Source organism: Clostridium sp. KLE 1755 (assembly GCF_000466465.2).
Classification (GTDB): domain Bacteria; phylum Bacillota; class Clostridia; order Lachnospirales; family Lachnospiraceae; genus Eisenbergiella; species Eisenbergiella porci.
This window is the reverse complement of record NZ_KE992736.1, coordinates 51,699-65,699: the sequence shown is the minus strand read 5'-3', so window position 1 is coordinate 65,699 and position 14,001 is coordinate 51,699. Positions and strand designations below refer to the sequence as shown.

Annotated in this window: 16 protein-coding genes; 4 read left to right on the top strand and 12 right to left on the bottom strand. The window is 44.9% G+C overall.

Features of this window, described 5'->3' with window-relative positions; translation table 11 throughout:
• Positions 1-14: 14 nt before the first annotated feature.
• The 7 genes from HMPREF1548_RS18150 to HMPREF1548_RS18125 all read right to left on the bottom strand — a co-directional run bounded on the left by HMPREF1548_RS18150 (position 15) and on the right by HMPREF1548_RS18125 (position 5,104).
• On the bottom strand, positions 15-827 hold the full coding sequence (locus HMPREF1548_RS18150) for a hypothetical protein (RefSeq protein ID WP_021637881.1): 813 nt from the start codon (positions 825-827) through the stop codon (positions 15-17).
• A 14-nt stretch (positions 828-841) separates the two neighbouring features.
• Positions 842-1,393, bottom strand: a complete 552-nt coding sequence (locus HMPREF1548_RS18145; RefSeq protein ID WP_021637880.1) for a hypothetical protein — start codon at positions 1,391-1,393, stop codon at positions 842-844.
• The gene (locus HMPREF1548_RS18140; protein WP_021637879.1) at positions 1,390-1,908 is read right to left on the bottom strand and encodes a signal peptidase I; all 519 of its coding nucleotides are present in this window, start codon (positions 1,906-1,908) and stop codon (positions 1,390-1,392) included. The genes HMPREF1548_RS18145 and HMPREF1548_RS18140 overlap by 4 nt, the downstream gene beginning before the upstream one ends.
• Before the next feature lie 5 nt (positions 1,909-1,913).
• The gene (locus HMPREF1548_RS18135; protein WP_021637878.1) at positions 1,914-3,554 is read right to left on the bottom strand and encodes a carboxypeptidase-like regulatory domain-containing protein; all 1,641 of its coding nucleotides are present in this window, start codon (positions 3,552-3,554) and stop codon (positions 1,914-1,916) included.
• A gap of 147 nt (positions 3,555-3,701) precedes the next feature.
• The gene (locus tag HMPREF1548_RS18130) at positions 3,702-4,307 is read right to left on the bottom strand and encodes a hypothetical protein (protein WP_021637876.1); all 606 of its coding nucleotides are present in this window, start codon (positions 4,305-4,307) and stop codon (positions 3,702-3,704) included.
• A 159-nt stretch (positions 4,308-4,466) separates the two neighbouring features.
• Complete coding sequence (locus HMPREF1548_RS30930; protein WP_021637875.1) at positions 4,467-4,637, bottom strand: hypothetical protein; 171 nt, start codon at positions 4,635-4,637, stop codon at positions 4,467-4,469.
• Positions 4,634-5,104 (bottom strand): signal peptidase I, encoded by a 471-nt coding sequence (locus HMPREF1548_RS18125; RefSeq protein ID WP_021637874.1) that lies wholly within the window; start codon positions 5,102-5,104, stop codon positions 4,634-4,636. The genes HMPREF1548_RS30930 and HMPREF1548_RS18125 overlap by 4 nt, the downstream gene beginning before the upstream one ends.
• 498 nt (positions 5,105-5,602) lie before the next feature.
• Between HMPREF1548_RS18125 and HMPREF1548_RS18115 the strand changes: the two genes are divergently transcribed.
• From HMPREF1548_RS18115 to HMPREF1548_RS29595, 4 genes are all read left to right on the top strand, one after another.
• Entirely contained in the window at positions 5,603-7,105 is a 1,503-nt protein-coding gene (locus HMPREF1548_RS18115; protein ID WP_021637873.1) for a hypothetical protein, read from the top strand.
• A gap of 283 nt (positions 7,106-7,388) precedes the next feature.
• Positions 7,389-7,712: an IS110 family transposase gene (locus HMPREF1548_RS18110; RefSeq protein WP_180998313.1), complete on the top strand. Its 324-nt coding sequence runs from the start codon at positions 7,389-7,391 to the stop codon at positions 7,710-7,712.
• A gap of 19 nt (positions 7,713-7,731) precedes the next feature.
• Entirely contained in the window at positions 7,732-7,875 is a 144-nt protein-coding gene (locus HMPREF1548_RS30925; protein ID WP_180998314.1) for a hypothetical protein, read from the top strand.
• Complete coding sequence (locus HMPREF1548_RS29595; RefSeq protein ID WP_157065708.1) at positions 7,872-8,048, top strand: hypothetical protein; 177 nt, start codon at positions 7,872-7,874, stop codon at positions 8,046-8,048. The genes HMPREF1548_RS30925 and HMPREF1548_RS29595 overlap by 4 nt, the downstream gene beginning before the upstream one ends.
• A 133-nt stretch (positions 8,049-8,181) precedes the next feature.
• On the opposite strand, the gene HMPREF1548_RS30615 is transcribed toward HMPREF1548_RS29595, so the two are convergent.
• From HMPREF1548_RS30615 to HMPREF1548_RS18085, 5 genes are all read right to left on the bottom strand, one after another.
• Positions 8,182-8,556 (bottom strand): methyl-accepting chemotaxis protein, encoded by a 375-nt coding sequence (locus tag HMPREF1548_RS30615; protein ID WP_021637869.1) that lies wholly within the window; start codon positions 8,554-8,556, stop codon positions 8,182-8,184.
• 48 nt (positions 8,557-8,604) lie between these two features.
• Positions 8,605-8,853, bottom strand: a complete 249-nt coding sequence (locus tag HMPREF1548_RS30610; protein ID WP_021637868.1) for a hypothetical protein — start codon at positions 8,851-8,853, stop codon at positions 8,605-8,607.
• A gap of 75 nt (positions 8,854-8,928) precedes the next feature.
• On the bottom strand, positions 8,929-9,126 hold the full coding sequence (locus HMPREF1548_RS30605) for a CHASE3 domain-containing protein (protein ID WP_021637867.1): 198 nt from the start codon (positions 9,124-9,126) through the stop codon (positions 8,929-8,931).
• Between the two features lie 25 nt (positions 9,127-9,151).
• Complete coding sequence (locus HMPREF1548_RS18090) at positions 9,152-11,749, bottom strand: response regulator (RefSeq protein WP_021637866.1); 2,598 nt, start codon at positions 11,747-11,749, stop codon at positions 9,152-9,154.
• Positions 11,742-13,703: a 5'-nucleotidase C-terminal domain-containing protein gene (locus HMPREF1548_RS18085; protein WP_198168648.1), complete on the bottom strand. Its 1,962-nt coding sequence runs from the start codon at positions 13,701-13,703 to the stop codon at positions 11,742-11,744. Before HMPREF1548_RS18085 ends, HMPREF1548_RS18090 begins: the two co-directional genes overlap by 8 nt.
• Between the last annotated feature and the right edge of the window lie 298 nt (positions 13,704-14,001).

The window sequence follows — 14,001 nt, the reverse complement described above, 5'->3', positions numbered from 1 at the left end:
TCCTCCCCATTAGATTAATTCAGCGCAACTCCCAATCCCATAATATCTCTGCTCTGCTTACTATAGTTCATGTCAGGATTTGTTTTAAAAAGCAGAATACGATAGCTGGCGCTGGCTTCTGTCGTAATTGTACAAGTGGAATTAGTACTACCAAAACTTAGATATTTATTTGTTCTATCCGGCATAATCTTAGTATTATCCCAACTTAATGTTATAGTACTTTTTTCAGCGCCTCCTGTTAAAATTAGTTCAGCCGTTGGTTCTCCTGAGGAATCCGTAATTTGATATTTTGGCTGTAACTTACCGGTTGCAGTAAATGTCGCCTTTAGTGTTTTTTTATAAGGAGATGATGTTTCAACAGTTACAGTTATTTGGGTTTTTGTAAGATCTGTTGGCTTAACTTTAATTTCAATTGAATTAGCATTGCCTCCAAGAATTTTATTTCCATTTGTTGTATTTCCATTGTCCGTAACCATACACTCTGGTACACATGTTACCGTATATGAAATCTCCTTCATATTATATCGCAAAGAATCTTCATAATTTTTCAGCTGGATAGGAATCCCGTCCCCCCAATTATATACATCATAACTAGCCCCTTCTTCTTTAAGGAGATCGCTGGTAAAATAAAACTCTTCAGCACTGGCCAGACCGCTTTTACCAGTTTGACTCAGTGCATATCTGGCTACTGTAAATCCGCCAAAGGTCGCAGCACAAACCATTAATAAAAGCAGCGCAGTCAGGATGGGAGTCCGTTTATTTTTCTTTTTCCCTGCCGAAATCCGTCTTCTGCTTTTTTTTCTAACAGGATTGTTTTCCCTTTTCATGGATTTCCTCCTCTTTATTTTGACGCTGTAACAGCTTTAGGTACCACCTGATACGCATCAATGCGTAAAGAAATAGCATCTATTTCATTCATAAACATCGCGTCATTTTCACCTATTGGCCATATGACTGTTAACGTATATTTATGCGTTTCCTCTTTTCCAGGAGGAAACAGTCCGCCGCTCCAAAACTTGTTCTGTTCATCTTCCACCGTAACGTATTTTTGCTCGTTAGCAATATTATCGGAAGGAGCAATGCTAAATTTCAATGGCAGATTTCCAGTTGTTAAGAGCGTTATTGTATATTCCTGAGCAACTTCGCTCACCGTACTATCCTTCTTATTACTTACTGAAAAAAATATAGGTTTTGCATCACCAGGCGTCATACCTTTTAAATCCTCCGTCAAATCCAATGAACTGCCTAAAGCCACCGCTGCCGTCTGCGCTGATGCACCACCGGTCACCTCCGTGCTGTAACGCGCATAGGTTACACCGAATATCAGCGTACAGACAAGGGAAAGATAAAGAAGATAGCTGACAATCCGTCCGAATGTCAATTGCTTTTTCATTTGATGCACCTCTTTCCTTTCTTCAGCAGGCGTCCCAGCCGTTCCGGCAGGAACAGCAGCAGTAATCCTGCAATAAGAATAATCATTATCCCCAGCGGGGTTCGCATAAACAAAAATACCGAACCGAGCTTCGGAATGATTTTTACCACGCGCCCTCTGATTTGCTCCTGCGTTACCACTTCCGGGTCCGATACATTATTGTAATCGCCCCTGGTAATAAATCCTTCCGCAGTTTCCTCCACAATACGGTGGGTAGTCACAAATGCTCCATCCGAAAATGTAATAATATCGCCGCATTGATATGTTTTTTCTTCATGTATAACCAACAGATCCCCTATAGAAAAGGTAGGTTCCATGCTTCCTGACAACACAACAGCATCCGACCAGCCAAATATTGTCGGAAGCTCCTGTCCGGTAAGTTTCATAGACGTAAGCTGCCAAAGATTCAGGAGGATCACAAGGCAGAGCGCCAACAGGATCACGCACTGTACTAATCTGCAAAAAATCTTTTTCATAGATACTAATTCTCTTCTTCGGCATGAATGGAAAGGGAAAGCATATAGGTTCCTCCTGCATTGCCTGCCGCCGTATCCTCCGCGTCATTGCCATTCAGCGGCCACTGCCAATCCAGACGGTATTTTTGAATTCCGTTTCCATTAACAGCGTTTTCCAGTGTTATTTCCTTTTTATCCTTGGCCAAACCGCCTGAAACTGCATCTTCCTCCAGCTTATTGCCGTCGCCGTCCAGCGGTGTTAATGTAAAAATAAGTGGCAGGTGAAGAGAGGTTGCTTCTGTCAGCGTCAGCGTAATATGTAAATTCCCCTGTCTTGAATTCTGCAGTTGGAACAGATAATAACCCTTCGTGCCTGGAGCAATTTTTTCATAGGGCATCCCCGTAGTCCGATCATAAAAAAGATCCAGGGTACTGTTTTGCGTCCAGTCAACAAATTCTTTACCGCTTTCCTTCTGTCCCGACACTGTCAGTCTGCCTGTTTCTTCGGAAGGCTCCGTTTTTTCACCGGCACCTTCTCCACCGGTTTCCTCTCCGGTGCCTCCCGTCCCCGGTGCAGCTGTTCCCCCGCTTTCTTCGGGCAGAGAAGGTTTTACTTCCTGTCCGTCAGAAGGAAGCTCTTCCTCCTGTTCCCCGGGTATAAGGGGCTTATCCGTAATCTTCCCCTCTGATCCCGGTTCTTCCGCTTTGGGAGCGTCTGTTCTTTCATCTGGCTGCGCCGGGGAAGCTCCGCCCCCGATAGGAACCGCTGTGCCGTCCTCCACAATCAGGCCGCTGCTGCCCGCTTCCTTTTTCTCACCGTCCGGGGTTACTACAATTCCCCCCGGATAAATCTGCGTGCCATCCGGCAGAATCACAACACCGTCCGGCTGTACCTTTGCACCCTCATTAAGAGTTGTCAGTTCTTTTGGAAAAAGTACGGTATCATCCGGCAGAATAATCGCCACCGGAATTTCTTTTCCACCCGGAAAAACGATAGTTCCATCTGAAAGACAGACATTACCACAGGGCGTTACTATAGGGCGTTCTGCTGCCGAAGCAGTTCCCGCCGGCGTAGTTACCATCCCGTCGGAGGAAGCCCAGGTGAGCCTTTCCGGATTGATATACAGCTCTTCTCCATCCAATTCAACCGTGATTTCCAGCAGCCGTACATTCACCGACAGCTGGATCACATAGGAACCGCTGTCCTGCAGGACAACGTCCGCACCTGCAATACTGTCTTCCCTGCTCAGGGAAATAGCCCTCTGTGCCGCAACCGTACCGTCTTCATTCAACACGGAAACCGTGTGTTCGCCTTCCACAACATTAGGAAACAGAAAAAAACCGTTTTCATCCGTAACGGTCCTTATTGGTGTACTGTGCAGTTCCATCGTCCGCCCTGCCGCCGGGGTACCATTGTTATAAACAGCCTGGCCTGACAGATGGAGAATCGTCTCTGTTTTTTTCTCCGGTTCCTTTTCCGGACTCAGAAGAATGGTATCGATAATTTGTCCAGTGGGCACTGATCCTGCATTTTTGCCAAGGATATAGCCTGCTATGCAGGAGGTTAAAAAGGTCAGCAAAAAAAGGACCGGCAGCCAACGGAGTTTCTTTTTTTTATTTTCTTTTTCCTCCGGATAAGGAGGTGTTATCCCTTGCTGTTGTGACATAGTTTATGTTTCCTCCTTTTTTATGGAGCAACAGACAATTCAGCCTCTGGGAAAGGACCCGCTTAACAGCGGGTTCTTTCCCGGGGGCTGAAAGCCCCGGGAAATCCTGCCCTGGCACAGAGGGCAGAAGTATCTTACCGACAGCCGTCAAGAATTTACTGCTTTACTTGGCTCCTGCTGCGTTCCGGTAACCGTAATCGTAAATGTCATCTCTCCGGCTGTTTTACCTGACGATGTATCATCACTGTCATTCGCTCCATCATTTCCCTCATATGGCCATTTCCAATATATAGTTTTTGTATCTGTTTTTTTGTCTTTTTCATCATTACCAATAGAACCGTTTAACCCAGAATAGTCAACTAAATTTTCAATTTTCGTATTGAACGCTTCGTCACTATAAAAGCTGAGATTTTTAGGTTTATTAATAATATTAGAAAAAGCTATAATATAATCTAATGCAACCTCACTGTCTGTAGCATCTATTTCGATCGTAAAGCTACCATCAGTCCCCGGTGCAATCTTGCCCGCAGTCACCTTGCCATTCAATGCTGTGTCTGTTAATTTAACATTAAACTGTTTGGTGTTATCAGTCGCATCATATGCATTGAATACCCACTTCGCCACCGTAGCCGTAGCCGTCCCTGTAACCGTGGTAGTATACTTAGCCAACGTCCCTCCCATCAAACAGGTAGACACCAGTGTCAGCGCCAGTGCCAGGGCGCCCAGTCGGGCTGCATGATTTTTTTTCATCATTTACTGTCCCTTCTTTCTCTTTTATTCGGGAACCATGTATGGCCTCATCCAGGCACGGTTCCCGTGTGCCTGCAGCACTCTGCACCCAGACATTCTGCCTGGCTATGTATAAACACGCCCCTCTGCTCTGTGCCCGCACAGGAACGGGTGCATTCTGGTTTACTCCTTTTCCCTGCTGTCAGCGTCTGCTTCCGCCTTGTTGGCCTTCAGGGCGGCAAGCTCAGCCTCCAGTTCGGCAGTCCGCGCCGCCTCCGCTTTGTCCAGACGCCATCTGCGCCATATATCCCAGAGAATAAAAAGCAATAAGGGACAAATGATAAAAAGTATCATGCCAGTAGTGCTCTGCATGAACATGACAAAATCCCCAGGCCGCCTATACGGATCCCCTTCCAGATTCCCTGTATCTGATCTGCAGTTACCGCCTGCTGGTCTGCCGTATTGTTGGCATCTCCCTGCGTAATATAGCGGGTCTGCCCATCCTCCCCTGTTGTAATTTCCACAATGCGGTGCGTGATTGCTTTGCCGGAAACAAGATAACAAATCACATCCCCTTCCTTCAGCTGTGAGCTGTCCGCCTTATGAAGAAGTATCATATCCCCCGTTTGAATCGCCGGCTCCATAGAGCCGGAAAGAACGATAACTGGCCTGAACCCCAGCACTCCCGGTATTTCTTCGGGACTTGTGTAGCTTCCTATAATCAAAATTAAATTGATTATTATGATAGGAATAAAAACAATGCACAACACAATTCCCACAATCCCGGAAACCGTCACCTGACTTTTCTTTTTCTCTTTCATATGTATTATCCTCCCAAATCAGGATACCGTTGTCCTGCCTGCTGAAGCCTGGCCGTTACAAGCACAGCTTCCGGATATGGTATCTTTTCCCATAACTAAAAAAACAGCCCCTGTACAAAGCTGCTTTTCCAATATGGGCAATCAATCGGTTTTCCAACAGTAAAAAACAGTGCCAAAAAACTTCCGGTTTATAGTACAACCCCTTTACAGCTATGCCCATTTTTCCCTTAAAAGATAAAAGCATCTCTGTTTCCCGCAGAAAATATTAACAAAAAATAATTTTATTTACGTCAGCTATCTATATAACGCACTATTTAACCACTTATCTATTAACTATAATTTATATAATTACGATTATTATTTTAGTATAATTATAAACTGGCAAAATAACAACGTTCTAAACTCATTTGTCATTGCCATTTTTGTGTCATCAAATGTGACACTTATCTTGTTTTCAATTTATTATCAGTGTATACTTGGATTAAAGGAGGTAAAGTCATGCAGTTTTACGAAAAACTAACCTTTCTAATGGATCTGACTCAGGTTTCCAACCGTATGCTCTCACAGGAGCTTCAGGTCGATCCCTCCCTGATCAGCCGGCTCCGGCGGGGAAACCGGCGGCTTCCCAGAAACCGTGAGCATATCAAGGTTATGTCACAATACTTTTCCAAACGGAGCAACACAGAGTATCAGCGTCAGGCCCTTTCGGAAATGCTGGGCATCAGACAGGCCTACACCATGAAAAAGGAACAGCTTGCAGATATCCTTTTTTACTGGCTCTGTGGGGAAGCAGATGAAGTTGGACACTTTATGCGTACTTTTGAATCGTTCAACCTGGAATCAGTAAGCACACCTCCTGCCCAGGAGTCATGCCGGCTTGGCACAGAGAATTCAGTATACTATGGAAATGAAGGCAAAAGGGCGGCTGCGCGTGCATTTTATCTTCATCTGCTTTCTCTGGAGGAACCTGGTGATGTACTTATTTTCGCAGATGAATCAGACAACTGGATTACGGAGGAATACGGTTATGCAGGGTTACTGCAAAACTGGATCATGGAGCTGATAAACCGTGGGTTTCAGATTATCCAGGTCATCCCTCCAACCACCTGGGTGGAGCAGGCTTTTGATTCCCTGCTTCGCTGGTTTCCTCTATATATGACCGGCAAGGTGTCAGCTTATTACTATCCCCGGATGCGGGATAACATGCACAGGCGGACGCTTATGATCATGCCTGGCGAAATCGCTTTAACCTCCAATTCCTCCGCAGGAATAACTTCCGTCCACGCTTCCTTCCTGACTACCGACTGGCGGCTTTCCCAGGCTTATGCCGCAGAATTTGAAGATCTTTTAGCGCTCTGCCAGCCGATGCTGCATACCCACACGGTTCCGGAGGATTTAATGCGCTGCTTTACCCGCTTCCTGACAGATAACGGGGCCCGCATCCAAAGGGTTTCTTCACTCTCCGCTGAAACAGCACCTCCTGAATTGGTAGAATATTGTTATGGCAGAATAAAGGAACCCAATCTGAAAAAGCTCAGTGCCCTGTATCAGCAGGAAATGGCATTAATTGAAAAGAAGTGGGAAAAATATGGTCTGATAGACATCGTCCGCCTGCCTGATGTTGAAACAATACGTCAGGGAAAGATTCCTGTTATTCTGTCCCTCGGCGGAGAAACAAACCCTGTTTTTTATACTCCTGACCTCTATATTCTGCACCTGCAGAACATTCTGAGGCTCCTTGAAACCTGTGAGAATTATCATTTTATCCCGCTCCCTGATTCTGTATCCAATGAGGGGACCTTAATGGTCAGGGAACGGCAGAGAGCGCTCCTTGTCCATACAACGGCTCCCTTTGCTGTTTTTGAAGTTTCAGAGCCTGATATTGTTCTGTTCTGTCATGAGCATCTGCTGCACATTGCGGAACGAGCCGGCTATACCGGAATCGGCCGGATAAAAATTATATCCCGGATAAAAGAACTGATTCGGGAATTACAGTCATAAAGTCCTTCTTAACGGCAAACAAAGGGACTGCTATTTTCCGACAGATCATCATGAGAAAATCTCACTACAATAAATGAAAACTGGATACTGGCTATACTCTGAGTAGTGGTATACTAAAGGTGCCGAGTAAGGTCGGAAGGGGATTGGTGCTTCCAAGCCCGTGCGACAGACTGATTTTCAGCTCCTTAGGTGTACCACTTTTTGTTTCCATCGGGTTTTGATGAGGACGCAGGACAGCCAACAATTAAGCAAGGAGCTGCATCGGCTTATGCGAAGGAGGAATGTGAAGGATGCAGAGTGGATTGCTGATCTGGTACGCCATGGGTTAGTAAAAGCAAATTACATAACAAACCGGGAACAAAGAAAACTGCGGGAGATAACCCGTTACCGCCAGGAAATAACTGAAGAACGCTCCCGTGAATTAAACCGAATTCAGGCTGTGTTGGAAGGTTGTAATGTTAAGCCGGGCAGTGTGATTACCGATATCAGCGGAAAAAGCGGTATGGCAATTTTAAAGGCAATCATATCTGGAGAAACAGATCCGGTTGTTTTAAGTGAACCAGCAGAAGGTTTTCAGCTCATAGGCGGAGCTTGTGCCAGAATGTAAGGAAAGCGCTGGGAAAAAGATGAGTACGCAGATACGGAAAGGGAATAAATATTTGAAAGCAACACTGGTGGAATGTGCCCGTGCTGCCATACGAAACAAACAAAGTTATCTCTACTCCGTTATCAAAGAATCGCTGCACGCAGAGGTGGAAAAAGGGCTTTGATAGCAGTTGCACATACCATGTTAGCCGCTATCTATCATATACTAAAAGAAAAAGTTTCTTATCATGACCTGGGAGCTGATTACTACTCTGTTATCAATCAAGAAAAGTTAATCAGGAGAACTCTTCATGCATTAGAAAAATCAGGGATGGATGTAATTATTCAGCTGAAATAACATCCTTCTTGTTTTTTTCATAAGCAAGTAAATAAGCCCGCCAAAAAGCGAGCTTATTCAGAATGCTTGTTTATAGTTTCTCGTTGAATTACGTTTTCAGGACAGCCCGATAACGATTCTCCGGCAGCTCCTTCTATTTGAATTGTTCTGACAGATGATGCAGGAGCAATGCCTGTGACGATAGTTCTTCGCTTGCAGCCGCGCTTTCCTCCGCCGTTGCTGAATTTGTCTGTACAACACCGGAGATCTCATTCACATTTAGCATAATCTGGCTGATCGCTCCGGCCTGCCTTACAGATGCGGCTGTAATAGAATTAAGTGACCCTGTCACCCGCTCCACACCTTCTACAACCTCTGATAATGAATCTGCCGTTTTATTCGCTATATTCTTCCCGTTTTCAATGGTTTTAAATGATTTTTCAATTAAAGATGCCGTGCTTTTTGAAGCGGCTGTCGCCTGATTCGCCAGTCCCCGTATTTCCCTGGACACAACAAAAAGCCTTTTCAATCTGCACCTCAGAAAGCCTGCCCTCCACCAGATTATGGGCTGCCCTTTTTAGCTGGCCAACCGGCCGCGTAATACTGTGAGTATGAGGAGATCCAATTCCGTCTGCGCTTTTTCTATGACGGGAATATTATTATTTTCCATATAGGCGGCGGCCTCCGCCCCCTTATTCGCCCCAGCCAGCGTAAGGACATATTCGCGCATTGGTTCAAGCTCAGAAAAAGCGGTATCCAAACGCTCAATGATTTGCTTGTCACCAAGAAAATGTTTCTCTATTACAGGCAGTTGTTCCTTAATCACAGATGCGGATTCCCTTGCGGCAGTAATCGCTTCATCATTGATATCCAGATCCGAATTGGAAATTGCACGATAAACCTACTTCTGCATCCTCTCAAAATTTGTATTTACAATATTGGCACTATTATTGACAATAAAAGGCCCGTCACAAAAGGTTTCTATCTGTTTTCCCAGACTTCTCAGATTCATTATACTCAAAACGCTGCCGACTGAAAGCAACACCAGGATCAATGCATATGAAATAATAAGCTTTTCCGATACTTTTAAATTTTTCACTTGTAACTAATGCCTCCGCCGTTTACTATGTATTTTTACGGTGTTTTGTCAAAAACAGATTAATTTGTGAATAAAGTATTTTTACATCCAACGGCTTCGTAATATGCGAATCCATCCCGGCCAAACGGCTTTTCTCCTCATCCTCTGCAAAAGCATTGGCTGTCATGGCAAAGATAGGTATTGATTTGGCATCCTCTCTGTTCAGTCCGCGAATCCGTCTTGTCGCTTCATAACCATCCATTACCGGCATCTGCACATCCATCAAAATCAAAGCGAAATCCCCCGGAGATGATTTTTCAAAAAGCGAAACCGCTTCTTCCCCATTCCGGGCCGTCGCTGTCACAGCACCCGTAGCAGCAAGCAGTTCACATGCAATCTCACAATTAATTTCGTTGTCCTCCGCCAACAGAATATGCTGTCCCTGGAAATCGAATACGGATGGACAGTGCAGCGCGTCCGGTACTGGCTGTGCCTTTCCAAAAGCTGAAAAGCCTTCTGCTATGGTTGAAAGGAATAAAGGCTTTGTAATAATATATGCTATACCCGCCCGGGAAACGTCACCCTCCACTTCAGTTTCGTCATATGCGGTAAGCATCAGTACAGGCGCTGCCTCCCCAAGCCGTTCCCGAATACGAATCGCCGTTTCCACGCCGTTTATACCGGGCATTTTCCAGTCTATCAGACATATATCATACCCTTCGCCCTTCCTGTACGCAGCTTCTGCCGCAGATATGGCATCCAGGCCGTTATTTACCCAATTGGCACGTGCATGAACCCGTTCCAGCAGGGCTGAAGCATAGTCACCGTTTTCCTTATTATCATCTATTACCAGCACCTTCATATCCGAAAATTCCGGGATTTCCGGCTGCTCTCCTGTTTTCCGTATAGGTAATTCCACAAAAAAGGTACTGCCGCTGCCCAGCTGGCTGCGGATCCAGACCCTGCCGCCCATAAGCTCTGCAAAACGTTTGACAATTGCAAGGCCAAGGCCTGTCCCTCCATAAACACTCGTCACATCAGAGTTTTCCTGTTCAAAAGATTCAAAGATTTTCTCGTAATTCTCCTCCGCAATCCCACAGCCGGTATCACTGACTTCAAACCGCAGAACCACCTCATCCTCTTTTTCATCAACACATACTACTTTTAAACAAACTGAGCCACCCGGCGGTGTAAACTTCATTGCGTTTGAAAGCAAATTAGAAATGATCTGATTCAGACGCAGGGAATCTCCCATCAGCCGTTCATAAATCTTTCCGGCTAAAATAGTTTCAAATTCAATTCCTTTCGTCCTGGCCTGCGCATAATATATATTTACAAGCCCTTCCAGCGCAGCCCTGAAATTAAAGGGTGAATTTCTCAGTTCAATTCTGCCGCTTTCTATTTTAGACATATCCAGGACATCATTAATCAAATCCAATAAATGCTGTGATGACAATGCCTGCTTTTTCAGACATTCCTCAACCTTGGCCGGATTATCAAGATTCTGCCTGGCAATTGTACCCATTCCAATAATCCCATTCATGGGCGTTCTGATCTCATGGCTCATGCGGCTTAAGAATTCGCTCTTTGCCCGATTGGCATTCTCCGCTTTAATACGTGCTTTCTGCGCCGCCTCCTTGGCAATGCGAAGTTTTTTTTCATCTTTATTCATGTGTGTATAAAAAAACAGGAACAAACAAGATAGCAGCCCTAATATAAATATCATCATGATAAATACATTTCTGTTAAGACTGCTGATAAGTACATTGATTATGGAGTTAACCACCTCGTAAGGTATGATTGTCAGCAGATACCAGTCTGTTCCCTGAATGGGAGCATAGTACATGTACTGATTTTGTCCCTCCACTGAGTATGCGGCAAGGCCGGCTTCCCCCTTTTTTAAATCCTCCCTGACCTCCTCCAGAGAATACCCCGGCAAAAAAACAGCATATTTTTCAAGCTTTGAAAGTACATTTGTGCTTTTAGAAAGCTCACTGTTATAGCTGTTATTTACAATATATTTCCCGCTGCTTTCAATCATGCTGGAGTAAGTTTTCGCATCTTCTCTTTTCAGGGCAAGCTGGTCATTAAGAACGTTGATATCCATTCCCGCCAAAACGGCAACCATCTTTTTTCCTCTGAAATAAACAGGCTCAATAGGCTCCCCAAGCAAAATCATGTCCTCACCCAGGATGGTTTCGTTATAAGAAATCAGATCCTTCTGTCCCTCCAGTAAAAGTCCCAGAAACCGGATTTTGGAGGCCGCCGGAAAAACGCCCTCAACACAATAATATCTGCCTTCTTCATCCACCAATGCAAAAAAATTAAAGTTGTTATACTCCTGTATTCTCTTAAAATATGCGGCTAAAGTATCCTCGTTTATAAGATCCTCCTCTTTGATTGATGCAGCCGAGGTCCTTAACTGGGAAAAATGGCTGCTGATCCCGGTCTGAAAATGTCCGATTGTCTGAGTTGTCAACTCCTTCAGGTAAAGGGTATCCATCTCCAGGCCGGCTCTCTGTGAAGCTTTGGAGGAAGTATGAATTAAGCACATAAAAGAAAATGCACAGGCTATTGCCATGACAATAAAAAACAGAATAACATATCCTCTGTTATTTTTTATTTTTTTTACTGCTTCAATCATCGTTATCACCTACAACCGTAATGCGGCCTTCCAGCTCCACACTCACCGGTTCATCCTTATGATTTTGGAAATATTCCCTCAATGCATCGCCATATGTTGCACCTGTCTCCCTGATAAGCTTTATATTTTCTGCTTTCGGCGAAGAATCACTGTAAAGATTCAGCATTGTAAATCCATCCCCATTATTATCAATATACCCTCCGCTCCCGGCCATATAATCGGTAATGGCCAGGGTATACCATACATCCGGTTCCAAAGCGGAACCATCCTCTAACGTAACGGATAACAGCTTTGAAGGCTGCTCTTCATCTGCCTGTCTATAGGAATAACATAAACCCGATACCTGAAGAAAACGGCCGGCGGGAAGCGTATCCTCCCTTACGGTCTGCGAAATACCATTTTCCAGCATGCTCACAATAACCGATCCCTTAGCCTCCACTAAGATTATCTTATTGGGATACGGGCACACCGCATTCAGCTCCTCCCCCAAAATGTCCCCTTTATATAAGCTGGCACGGATTCCGCCTCCATTGACAACCGCAATATCGGCCCCGCTGTATTCCTTTACAGCATCTGTAATGAGGTTGCCAATCGTGGTTTCTTCTCTTCTCGTATTATAATCTTCATAAATCAGATCACCGGCCACACTCCCTACGATGGACTGGTCATAATCCACTTCCTCCGAACCATTCCGGCAATAGTCATCCAATGCTGCCAGTGCTTCCTCCAACTGCATTTTTTGATCCAGTACTAAGGCCATATTTTTTCCAAAATACTGAATGATATTGGATGTTAACTGCAAGTCATAAATATAACCATCATTGATGCAGGCAGCAATTTCCTCTGCCACTTCACTCTCTCCCGATTCAAAATCTGATAAATAGGAATTGGATGCCGATGTATCTTCCATCCACGCCTCTTGTCCTTCCTGTGTTGACAGCAGCTCCAGAATATGGATACAGGCATCCAGCTTTTCTTTGTTTTCTTCCCCTTCCAGCAGGCTATTTATTCCAACATACCCGTCAGGCTCGGAAGTTACCCAGGGGGAATTCCCTTTATCACTTAAATACGGCAGCATTGTATATTCATATTCATTGCTGTGGCTGCTTATTTTTGTAAACAGCTGTACGTTTCCATGAGCCAGCAGCAAGGTTCCATTCAGCATTCTTGTTTCAATTGGCGTGGCATTATTAGTTTGAAGGGACAGGGAACCTGCATTCAGATACCCCTCACTGACCCATTCAAGCAGCAGATCCAGACTGCTGTCCCATACATCACTGAAGCCGGCGGTACCGGCTTCAAAATCAGCCATCCATTTAATTCCCTCTGACGTACCCAGGAAATCCGGGACCTGTGTTCCTATAATATAAGAACCGATGGACGAGGCAGATACCGTAGTAAGGCCAAACATCACCCCGTCTTCTCCGATACCTATTCCCTGTGCTTTCCCTGCCCTGAAAAGCTCTGTTAAATCCTCATTCGACTCAGGCAGCTTTTTCCCCAGCTTTGCCGCTAACGTTTTATTAAGGATATAACCCGTATACTGTCCCGGAAGCGGAAGGTAACGTGTCTGGCCTTCAATCATTACAGGGCTGGCAACACTTCCCTGATAACTGGTCGCGAATTCTTCCGCACTTACGTCCATCACGTAATCCTTTACCTCTCCCGTGGGCATTGTGGTAACTACAAGATCCGTGCCGTGTCCTTTTCTGAGACGCCGCTCACTGTCCCCGTTCATCGTCGCGGTAGTTGTCATTTCCACCTGTAAATCTATTTCCGGGTATTCTTTCTCCACCAATGCCTCAAAATGGCTGAGCTTCATGGGGTACATCATTGATATCTCTATTTTCTGTGCGGCCGGCTGTTTTGAACCGTCCGCCTGCGGCCGACATCCCATATCCAGCAGAAGCAGAATAAAAATCATTCCCAGACTGATATACTTTTTGTATTTCATACCGTTCCCTCCATCGATTTTCAGCATTTGTCTGGCCTCTTTGGACGTCCTCCAACTGCACTGCCAGGGTACCCGAAACAATCATATATCCGCTCTCTTTTCCATTGAATCCGGTACAAGTTTATGCTTTGTCATCAGGCCTATCTCTGTTCACATACTAATTGCATTTTAGCATGCAACGACTGACTGTGCAATCTTTTCTACTATTTAAATACTTTATTTTTCAAAAAATACCTAACTAAAACAGTGGCGTACCCTCCAAGGACATGATAGAATAAAAATTGAGTGAGGTGAAATA

What these genes read in the sequence shown, in the direction of transcription:
- HMPREF1548_RS18150 (WP_021637881.1), bottom strand. Translation starts at nt 827, where the DNA reads ATGAAAAGGGAAAACAATCCTGTTAGAAAAAAAAGCAGAAGACGGATT.
- HMPREF1548_RS18145 (WP_021637880.1), bottom strand. Translation starts at nt 1,393, where the DNA reads ATGAAAAAGCAATTGACATTCGGACGGATTGTCAGCTATCTTCTTTAT.
- HMPREF1548_RS18140 (WP_021637879.1), bottom strand. Translation starts at nt 1,908, where the DNA reads ATGAAAAAGATTTTTTGCAGATTAGTACAGTGCGTGATCCTGTTGGCG.
- HMPREF1548_RS18135 (WP_021637878.1), bottom strand. Translation starts at nt 3,554, where the DNA reads ATGTCACAACAGCAAGGGATAACACCTCCTTATCCGGAGGAAAAAGAA.
- HMPREF1548_RS18130 (WP_021637876.1), bottom strand. Translation starts at nt 4,307, where the DNA reads ATGATGAAAAAAAATCATGCAGCCCGACTGGGCGCCCTGGCACTGGCG.
- HMPREF1548_RS30930 (WP_021637875.1), bottom strand. Translation starts at nt 4,637, where the DNA reads ATGATACTTTTTATCATTTGTCCCTTATTGCTTTTTATTCTCTGGGAT.
- HMPREF1548_RS18125 (WP_021637874.1), bottom strand. Translation starts at nt 5,104, where the DNA reads ATGAAAGAGAAAAAGAAAAGTCAGGTGACGGTTTCCGGGATTGTGGGA.
- HMPREF1548_RS18115 (WP_021637873.1), top strand. Translation starts at nt 5,603, where the DNA reads ATGCAGTTTTACGAAAAACTAACCTTTCTAATGGATCTGACTCAGGTT.
- HMPREF1548_RS30925 (WP_180998314.1), top strand. Translation starts at nt 7,732, where the DNA reads ATGAGTACGCAGATACGGAAAGGGAATAAATATTTGAAAGCAACACTG.
- HMPREF1548_RS18090 (WP_021637866.1), bottom strand. Translation starts at nt 11,749, where the DNA reads ATGATTGAAGCAGTAAAAAAAATAAAAAATAACAGAGGATATGTTATT.
- HMPREF1548_RS18085 (WP_198168648.1), bottom strand. Translation starts at nt 13,703, where the DNA reads ATGAAATACAAAAAGTATATCAGTCTGGGAATGATTTTTATTCTGCTT.